The 9,107-nt window shown below is 69.7% G+C and carries 11 protein-coding genes; 6 read left to right on the top strand and 5 right to left on the bottom strand.

Features of this window, described 5'->3' with window-relative positions; all coding sequences use genetic code 11:
* Entirely contained in the window at positions 1-543 is a 543-nt protein-coding gene (gene gvpO / locus NKG96_RS20970; protein WP_303651779.1) for a gas vesicle protein GvpO, halophile-type, read from the top strand.
* Here gvpO and NKG96_RS11620 read toward each other — a convergent pair.
* From NKG96_RS11620 to cofD, 4 genes are read right to left on the bottom strand one after another with little or no spacing between them, the layout of a single operon-like run.
* A complete protein-coding gene (locus NKG96_RS11620; protein WP_254535115.1) occupies positions 540-1,139 on the bottom strand; it encodes a DUF447 domain-containing protein in 600 nt (199 codons plus the stop codon). The two genes, gvpO and NKG96_RS11620, sit on opposite strands and share 4 nt — an antisense overlap.
* On the bottom strand, positions 1,136-1,975 hold the full coding sequence (locus NKG96_RS11615; RefSeq protein ID WP_254535112.1) for a triphosphoribosyl-dephospho-CoA synthase: 840 nt from the start codon (positions 1,973-1,975) through the stop codon (positions 1,136-1,138). Before NKG96_RS11615 ends, NKG96_RS11620 begins: the two co-directional genes overlap by 4 nt.
* A complete protein-coding gene (locus NKG96_RS11610; RefSeq protein ID WP_254535110.1) occupies positions 1,972-2,760 on the bottom strand; it encodes a tRNA-dihydrouridine synthase in 789 nt (262 codons plus the stop codon). The genes NKG96_RS11615 and NKG96_RS11610 overlap by 4 nt, the downstream gene beginning before the upstream one ends.
* Positions 2,757-3,752, bottom strand: coding sequence for a 2-phospho-L-lactate transferase (gene cofD / locus NKG96_RS11605; protein WP_254535109.1), 996 nt, complete (start codon positions 3,750-3,752; stop codon positions 2,757-2,759). Before cofD ends, NKG96_RS11610 begins: the two co-directional genes overlap by 4 nt.
* Positions 3,753-3,841: 89 nt before the next feature.
* On the opposite strand from cofD, the gene NKG96_RS11600 reads away from it, so the two are divergent.
* From NKG96_RS11600 to NKG96_RS11590, 3 genes are all read left to right on the top strand, one after another.
* Positions 3,842-4,153 carry a hypothetical protein gene (locus tag NKG96_RS11600; protein ID WP_254535107.1) on the top strand — a complete coding sequence of 104 codons (312 nt, stop codon included), beginning with the start codon at positions 3,842-3,844 and terminating at the stop codon, positions 4,151-4,153.
* Between the two features lie 119 nt (positions 4,154-4,272).
* The gene (locus NKG96_RS11595) at positions 4,273-4,890 is read left to right on the top strand and encodes a DUF6230 family protein (RefSeq protein ID WP_254535105.1); all 618 of its coding nucleotides are present in this window, start codon (positions 4,273-4,275) and stop codon (positions 4,888-4,890) included.
* 1 nt (position 4,891) lies between these two features.
* Positions 4,892-5,359, top strand: a complete 468-nt coding sequence (locus NKG96_RS11590; RefSeq protein ID WP_254535103.1) for a DUF6114 domain-containing protein — start codon at positions 4,892-4,894, stop codon at positions 5,357-5,359.
* Positions 5,360-5,374: 15 nt separating this feature from the next.
* Here NKG96_RS11590 and NKG96_RS11585 read toward each other — a convergent pair whose 3' ends face one another.
* Positions 5,375-6,028, bottom strand: coding sequence for a helix-turn-helix domain-containing protein (locus tag NKG96_RS11585; RefSeq protein ID WP_254535100.1), 654 nt, complete (start codon positions 6,026-6,028; stop codon positions 5,375-5,377).
* 135 nt (positions 6,029-6,163) lie between these two features.
* Here NKG96_RS11585 and NKG96_RS11580 point away from each other — a divergent pair, with 135 nt between their 5' ends.
* Positions 6,164-7,801, top strand: a complete 1,638-nt coding sequence (locus NKG96_RS11580) for a hypothetical protein (RefSeq protein WP_254535098.1) — start codon at positions 6,164-6,166, stop codon at positions 7,799-7,801.
* A gap of 62 nt (positions 7,802-7,863) precedes the next feature.
* Entirely contained in the window at positions 7,864-9,090 is a 1,227-nt protein-coding gene (locus tag NKG96_RS11575) for an HD domain-containing protein (protein WP_254535096.1), read from the top strand.
* The last annotated feature ends 17 nt before the right edge of the window (positions 9,091-9,107 follow it).

The following is a 9,107-nucleotide window of genomic DNA, read 5'->3' as shown; positions in this document are numbered from 1 at the left end:
ATGGCCGACGACACGGAGCAGTGTCGGGCGCTCACGGAGGGCGGCGAGCGGTGCTCCCGTCCCGCCCGCGAGAACGGTCTCTGCCACCAGCACGACGAGGACGACCCGACCGTCGACGACGAGTCCGACGGGTCGGAGGAGTCGAGCGAGTCCGGTGGCGCCGACGGGACCGATAGCTCCACGGACGAGGAGCGCGAGAGTGAGGACATGAACGAGGACACCGACGAGTCCGATACCGACGAGTCCGATACCGACGAGTCCGGCGACGCGGACGGCGACGTCGGCCTCATCGAGATACGTGACACCGTCCGCGCCAACGCGACGGCGCTCATCGGCCACCCCCTCGACGCCGTCGTGGCCATCGGGGCCGACGGCGACGACGGCTGGCGGGCCGTCGTCGAGGTGGTCGAGCGCTCGGCGGTCCCCGACACCGAGGACATCCTCGGGCGATACGAGGTGTACCTCGACGACGGGGGGAACTTCCAGCGCTACGGGCGACTGGACCGCTACCGGCGGGCCGACACCGACGTCGAGGCCGTCTAGCGCCAGTCGACCAGTTCCTCGAAGCGCTCCCACGCGGCGCGGTGGCGCGCGCCGCCGCACCGTTCGACGACCTCCCCGAAAAAGCGGATGCGCTCGCGGAGTTCTTCGCTGTCGTACCTCGGTACGTCGAGCCGTGAGGCCGCGACGGTCGCTTCCACCACCGCCCCGTGCGCCCGGTTCGTCACGGGGACGACCCGTCGCTCGATGCCCGATTCGACCGGCGAGAGCGCCCACTCCTCCCACGTCGTCCCGCCGTCCTCGCCCGAGTCGACGGAGTCGACGGTGACGTGCGCCCACGCGTCGGCACTCGGGAGCACCGGGTCGTCCGCCTCGCGGACCGAACACGCGGCCTCTACGAAGTCGACCGGGTCGCGCGTGAACTGGACGTAGCCCTCGCCGCGGTCGCGGAAGTTGCGCCACGTCCGGGTGCGCCCCCACGTGCGCGCCGTGGCGGGACCGTCAGCGTCGGGTGCGTGCAAGCCGAGGGCGGCGACGTTCCAGCGCCCGTTCGGGCCGAGCGTCGTCACGACGGACTCGACGACCCCCTCGAACGCGACGGGCCACCCCGCGAGCGCGTTCGACTCGCCGTCGGTCATACCGCCAGCCCCCGTTCGAGGGCGACGTAGAGGGCCGCCGCGATCAGATCAGCCGTCGTGCCGGGGTTGACGCCCTCGGCGACGAACGCCTCGGCCAGTTCCTCGGGGTCCGTCTCCCCCGCGAGCGCTGCCCGTGCCCGTTCGGTCGCCTCGCGGGCCGTCGCCGCGTCGCGCTGTTTCTCGACGAACGTGTCCGGCCGGTCGGCCAGCAGTCGGAGGAACGCTCGCGCGGCCCGGTCCGGGACGGGTCTCTCGTCGTCGAGAATCCACTCCGCGGCCTCGAACGTCCGGGGAAAGCCCGCCGCCCACTCCTCGGCGACGCCGTCCACCTCGCGGCTCTCGGCCATGAGGTCCGAGAGGGTCAGGCCGCGCCCCCGGAGTGCCGGAATCGCCTCGCTCCCGCGTCGCACGTCGAGGGCGGCGAGGTCTCCGGGCGGGTCGCTCACGGCCACGTCGACGTGCTCGAAGGCGCGGTAGAACTCGCAGGCGTCGGCGACGGTGGTGGACTCGACGACCCGTTCGACGCCCTCTCGGTCGAGCGACCCGCGACTCGCCGCCCGGACGAGGGGGACCAGCAGCAGTAATGCGCCGAACTGCGTGTTGCCGGCGGTCTGGTCCGCCATGCCGAACACCCCGCGCTCGAAGGCGAGGCCGAGGGAGGCGTTCCCCGCCGCGAGGCGCAGGCCGGGGGCGCTCCCCACCGCGCCGGCCACGAAGTGCTCGAAGCGCAGGTCGTCGTGGTCGCGCTGGCGGTCCACGTTGCCAGGTTTCGGCGTCCCCGTCACCTCCAGCAGGAGGGCGAGTTCCGCGTGCTGGGCGTGGCTCCGGCGACTCATCGGGTCGCCCTCGGCCCCCCTTCGTTCTCCCCGTCGGCGCGCTCCGCGAACCAGTCGTCGGCCGCCTCTCGCACGCGCGAGAGGACGCGCGGGTCGTCGCTCGGCCGCCCGACGCTCACCGCGTCCGCGCCGTGGGCGAGGTACTCCCGGACGGTCGCGCGGTCGCGGACGCCGTTGTTGGCGACGACGAACCCGTCGAACGCCTCCACGATGTCACTGACTGTCCACTCCGAGTCCATCGCGTCCACGTGGAGGACGCTCGCGCCCGCGTCGTCCAGTCGCCGGGCGAGGGCGGGGAGGTCGACGCCCTCGACTTCGGCGCGGACCTTCACGCTCACCGTCGCGCCCGCCTCGCTGGCGGCGGCGACCTGTTCGCAGAGTTGGTCTGTGTCCCGGAGGAGGGTCTCGCCCGCGCCCGCCGCGCACATCTCGTCCTGTCGGCAGTGGGCGTTCACCTCGAGGAGGGCGTCGTGGTCGTCACAGACACGGGCGACGTCGCGGAGTGGCGCGAGCGTCGTCGTGCGGACGTTCACCCCGAGGGTCATCGGGAGGTCGTCGGCCGCGGTCAGTTGCGCGTCGACGAACGCGACGGGGTCCTCGGGGAGGAACTCGTCGCGGTCGCGGGCGACGAGTGCGCGTGCGGCCTCGCGGGTCGGACCGTCGAGGGAGAGGCCGCCGAGGAACGCACACCCCGCGTACTCGCTCGCGGCGCGCGCCCACGCGGCGTCCGCGGCGCCCGAGAGACTGGCGAGGGCGACGCGCGGCGAGAAATCGACCCCGCTCATCGCGCGACGACCTCCAGTGCGCCCGCGACGGCCCGCGCCACGCGTTCGGAGTCCTCGCCGTTGTCGAGGGCGGTGTCGGTGCGGACGATGGGTCGGTCGAGGTCGGTCGGATCGTCCTCGTCGAGGACGAAGGCGTCGGCGAAGGGGTACGCCTCGGCGACGCCCGCCGTCGACGCCTCGTGACCGGTCGCCTCCATGAGTTTCGCGGCGGGTCCCGAGAACACCCGGTCGCCCACGAACGGCGAGACGGCGACGACTGCGGTGTCGTCGAGGGCGGCCCGGAACTCGTCCATGGCGGTCATCGGCCCGATGCTCGTCACGGGGTTCGAGGGACCGACGACGACGGGGTCCGCGAGGGAAGCGAGGACGGCCTCCGTGGGGGTGGCGTCGTCCGCGCCCCGGAACTCCACGTCCTCGACTGCGGGTTCGCCGCCGCGGGCGACCCACCACTCCTGGAAGTGCATGGGCCCCTCGGGGGTGTGGACGATGGTGGCGACGGGGTCGTCGCTCATCGGCAGGAGGTCGCGGTCGAGGCCGAAGGCGTCGGCGAGCGTCCGGGTGGCCTCGGTCAGCGTGTGTCCCTCGTCTACGAGGCTCGTCCGGGTGATGTGGACCGCCCGGTCGCGGTCGCCGATGTACATGAACTCGCCGACGCCGGAGAAGCGCCGCCAGCGGGCGATGTCGCGGCCCGCGGTCTGTGCGTCCTCCGGCAGGTAGCGCGGGCCGACGCCGAGTCCGACCTCCTCGGCGAGGCGGCGGAGTTCCTCGTGGGTCGTGCCCCCGTCGTCGGCGATGCCCCACCACGTCTCCCGGTCGAGGACGCCGCCGTCCATGAACAGGATCGTATCGAGATCCGGCGAAACGAGGTGCCCTCCCAGTTCCACGTCGTCGCCCGTGTTGCCCACCACCGTCGTCCCGGTGGGCGGGAACACCTCGCTCGCCCCCGCGAGCAGTTTCGGTGTCCCCGTCCCTCCGGCGAGGAACGTCGTCATTGGAGGTGATTTCGTCGTGGTGGGTTTGTATCTGACTGTCGGCCGTGGCAGGCCACAGAACTACCCGTCGGACGCGAGTCCCGGCGTGCATGGCACTGCGAACCTACCGACTGGTCGTCGCGGAGACGGAGACGGGCGAGGACATCACCGCCGACGTGTACAACGAGGAGGGGACGCTCGCGGAGTCTGCCCGCATCCCCTACGAGGACCACGGCCTGACCGTGGACCGCGAGGGCGACGCGCCCTCGGAACGCGAACACACCTTCCAGGCGGACGTGACGACGATGCAACTCCAGACCCAGCGAGTCGACGGGGCGTTCGACGTGTCGGTCCTCGGTGACGGCGAGACCGTCCACAGCGAACGACTGACCGACGAGGAGTGGGGGCTGACGTCGTCGTAACTGAACTATTCTGAATACATGACTGTGTGGTTAATTTAGTTGTGTGGGCGACAACTTAAACCACCGGGAATAGCCCCGTGAAGCGTTACCGTGCTCTGGGGAATCATTCACGGTAGACCATGCCACTGGACAAGAAGCGGTTCGCGGTCGTGTTCCTCGCGGCGAACGTGCTACTGGTCGGCGTCGGTGCCTCCATCGCCCTCGGTGGAGTGGCGGTGGCCGTCCCGACGGCCGGCGTCGGCGGGTTCACCGTGACCTTCGACGAGTTGCAGGGACAGGGGTTCACCCAGTACGCGACGATAGAGAACAACAGCGACTGTGCGGCCTACCCGGCGACGGTCGCACAGATCGAGTCGGGCTACATCAAGGGTCTGCACCTCTACAAGGACGTCACCATCCCGGAGGGGATGCCCGGGGGTGGTGACACCATCCGGCTGTCGGTGAAGTCCGACCAGAAGGCCGAGTTCACCGGCCTGACCCAGAAGGCGACGTACATCGGCGCGGACCTCACCTTCAAGAACGGCCAGCGAATCGAGGCTGGCGCGCCCAGCGCGAGCGTGCAGGACGCCCTGAGTATCACCTCGCCGAGCGTCGTCATCGCCGACGCGAAGATCAAGGCACAGAGCCAGTTCGTCCAGTCCATCACGCTGCCGGGAACCGAGGTCACCACCACGGTCAACCCCGAACAGCGCGCCGACTTCCCGCAGGCGGCCTGCGCCGCATCCAACGGGTCCTGACATGAGTACCATCTCCGACACCATCGGCGACAACCGGGCCGTCCAGTCCGTCTCGAACTACCGCTCGCGGTTCGGGGCGTGGAAGCGCCAGCGGCCGTTCTGGGGGGGTTCGCTGCTCGTCCTCTCGGGACTGATCATCGCCATCATCCCGCTCGACCTCGCGTTGAAGTTCGCGCTGGTGCCGACGGACTTCGCGTTCGTCGGCCTCATCTTCGCCGTGTTCGTGGTGCTGTCGGGGGTGTTCGCCCTCTACCAGCCACAGTTCGCGGGCTTCTTCGGCGCGGCGGGGATACTGGTCGCCATCATCTCCATCTTCGGGGCGCTGGGCGGCTTCGTCGTCGGGACGCTCGTCGGCATCCTCGGCGGGTCGCTCTGCGTCGCGTGGGAACCACCGCGAGAGGAATCGGCGGGCGCGACTGCGACGGACGGGAGCGCGACGACGAACGACGGAGCGGCGGCGGACGACTGAGCCGACGCCTCCCCGTCAGCCGAGCAGTCCGGTGAACAGACGCGATTCCGCTTTTCTGAGGTGCTCGTCGATGGTGCTCGACGCGACGCCGAGCTGTGCGGCGATGTCGTTGTGCGTCGCCTCGCGCGGGATGGTGTAGTAGCCCATGTCGACCGCCGTCTGGAGGACCTCCCGCTGTCGGTCGGTGAGCGCGGAGAGCAGTTTGTCCTCGCCGGGCGCGTAGTCGCCCGCCTGCTCGATGGAGACGTCGACGCTGTCGGGGAACTCCTCGTAGGCCTGCCGGAGGTTGGCCTGCGTCCCCGCGACGGTGACGAGCAGTCGGCCGTCGTCGGTGTACTCGAGCGGGGTGTCGATGATGAGGGCGTACTTCTGGGCGACGTACATCAGCGTCCCGGCGGGCGACCCCGGGCGAACGTAGATGTAGAGGTCCGTGGCCCCCTCGTGCGTGTCGATGACGTCGTGGGCGATGACGTCCGGGTGGTCGGCGAGTTCCTCGCAGAGGGGCCCGACGTCGCCCCGGAGACGGTAGAACAGCACGCCGTTGCCGTTGAAGAGGGCGTCGACGTGGAGGAGTTTCTCACGGACGACCCCGTCGTGCTGGGCGATGAGCGTACCGACGGGGTGGATACCGCCCTTCTCGGGCCTGATGGAAATCGTGACATACCGCATGCTATCACAATTCTGTCGGTTCGCGGTATCACTGTGGTGGCTAATCCTTCGGGGTCGTCAGTGACGGATATAAATACCCGGTCATACCTCACGCAATCGCCATGCACCGTCACGTGGTGTCATGGATAGAGAGCCGTGAGTTCCCACATCACCGCCATCGGTGTCGTCGTGGTCGTCGGGGTGTTGCTCGTCGCGTCCGTCCCGGCGGCGGCACAGCCCCAGCCCGCGCCGACAGCTCAGGAGGTACCGCCGGACGGCGCGGCGAACGACGGGTCGGACAACGGGACGGACGAGGGATCGGGGAACGAGTCGGTGCTCGACCTCCGGGAGGCGTTCGGCTGTTTCCCCGCGGTTCCACTCAGTGACGTGGAGATGGACGCCTACCGGCAGGAGGCGTCGAACCTGTTCATCCGGGCCGCCGCCGAGCAGTCCAAACCCGTCACGACCGAGGGGACGTTCTCCATCGCCGCCGAGCGCATCGAGTCCTCGACGCTCTGCGTGGAGTCGGCCGGTCCCGACCGCGTCCGCCTCCGCATCGAGGACGCCACCATCTCCACGGGGTCCATCCGCGGCGGGGGCATCGACCTCGCCTTCGAGGAGGCGACGGCCGACTCCATCACGCTCGTCATCCCGCCCGACCAGGTGCCGCGCATCATCGTCGAGCAGTTGCTCGCCCCCGCTGCCGAGAACGGCACCGCCGACCCCATCGACGAGGTGACCGCGCCGGTCGAGAACGTCACCGGCGACGTGGGTGACGTGGTGAACGACACGACGGACCTCGTCAACGGGACAGTCAACGACACGACGGACCTCGTCGACAACACCACTGACACCGTGCGCGATACGGTGAACGACACCACCGGGACCGTCGGGGACGCGGTCAACGACACCACCGGGACCGTCGGGGACGCGGTGAACGACACGACGGACACGGTTGGTGATACGGTCAACGACACCACAGACACCGTGCGCGACACGGTGAACGACACCACCGACACGGTGGGAGACACCGTCGACGACACGACCGACGCCGTCGAGAACACCACCGAGGACCCGACGAGCGCCCCCGACGAGACGGCGGACCTCGTCAACGACACCACCGGGACCGTCGACGACACGGTGAACGACACCACGGACACGGTCGACGAGGCGGCGAACACGGTGACGAACACCACCGACGGGGCGACGGACACCGTCGACGAGACGGTCGACGACACGACCGACGCGGCCGACGAGACGGTGAACGAGACGACGGAGGCGGTCGACGACACCACGGAGACCGTCTCGGAGACGACCGACGAGGTGACCAACGACACGTCGGAGGCCGTCGACGGGACGACCGACACCGTCGAGAACACGACCGACGGGGCGACCGACACGATAGAGGAGTCGACGGGGGCTACCACGGAGACCGTCTCGGAGACGACCGACGACGTGACGAACGCGACCGGCGACGTCACGGACGCGACCAGTTCGACGGTCGAGACGGTCACGGGCGACGAATCGACCGACGAGCAGACCGAGACGGCGACCCCGGAGCCGACCCCGACGGCCACAGCCACACAAACTGCGACTCCGACGGCTACGGCGACACCGACCGCGACGCCAACCGCAACGCCGACAGCCACACCGACTGCCACGCCGACCCCCGACGCGGGTGACACGGTGGAGACCGTAGTCGACGGCGCGTCGGAGACGGTGGACGACACTGTCGGGTCGGTGACGAACTCCTCGGGCGAGGACGACGACTCCGACGACGGCGGAATCCTCTGATAGCGCCCGCCACGCGGCCCGCGAGTGCTGACCCTTTTATCCGAACGCGCCGAACCCGACGTATGAACTCCGTCAAGGACAGCGTCCACGACCACATCGAGGTGGAGGGCGTCGCGGAGGCCCTCCTCGACACGCCGATGGTCCAGCGACTCCGGCGCATCCGGCAACTCGGGACCGTCTCCTTCGTCTATCCCTCCGCGAACCACACCCGCTTCGAGCACTCCCTCGGGGTGTACCACCTCGCCAATCAGGCGCTCGGGCACCTCGGCATCGACGGGCGCAACGCCGAGCGTATCCGGGCGGCGGCGCTCCTCCACGACACCGGCCACGGTCCCTACTCGCACAACCTGGAGGACCTCATCTACCGCCACACCGGGCGCTACCACGACGAGATTCACGACCTGCTGGGGGAGGGGGAGGTGGCGGCCATCCTCGAAGCCCACGACCTCGACCCCGAACGAGTGGCGGACCTCGTGCGCGGCGACGGGCGCTACGGACAACTGGTGTCGGGCGAACTCGACGTCGACCGGATGGACTACCTCGTGCGCGACGCCCACCACACGGGCGTTCCCTACGGCACCATCGACCACGGGCGACTCGTGCGCGAACTCCAGTTCGTCGACGACGAACTCGTCCTCGCGGAGGGGAACATCCAGACCGCCGAGTCGCTCCTCCTCGCGCGTGCGCTGATGAACCCGACCGTCTACAACCACCACGTCGCCCGCATCTCGAAGGCGATGCTCCGCCGGGGCGCGCAGCGACTCCTGCGGGCGGGCGCGACCGACGCCGGGGCCCTCCGCCGGATGGACGACCGGGACCTGACCGTCGCGCTCCGCCAGTGTGAGGCGACCGCGGAGTACGCCGAACGGCTGGACACGAGGAACCTCTACAAACGGGCGGTCTGGGCGGAACTGGACGCCGTCGACGACGACTTGCTGATGGCCGACTCGCAGAAGATACGCCGCTTCGAGGAGGACATCGCCGAGGCGGCGGGCGTCGACCCCGAGGCGGTCGTCCTCGACGTGCCGGGCAAGCCCTCCATCCCCGAATCCACCAGTCGCGTCGTCGTCAACGGCGACATCCGCAAACTGGAGAACCAGTCGACGCTCGTGCAGGCCGTCCTGCGGGTGCAAGAAGACCAGTGGCGCTTCGGCGTCTACGCCCCCGCCGGGGAGATGCAGGCGGTCGGCCACGCCGTCGAACGCGTCCTCGGACTGGACCTCGACGCCCTCGTCAGCGACATCCGCGTGGGGCGGCCAGCCACGCTGGACGAGTTCGCCGGGAACTAAGCCCTCCCCGTCCGCCT

Origin of the sequence: Halomarina litorea, from assembly GCF_024227715.1 — an archaeon.
Classification (GTDB): Archaea; Halobacteriota; Halobacteria; order Halobacteriales; family Haloarculaceae; genus Halomarina; species Halomarina litorea.
Note: the sequence above shows the minus strand (reverse complement) of the source record. Positions and strands in the feature narration are given on the sequence as shown.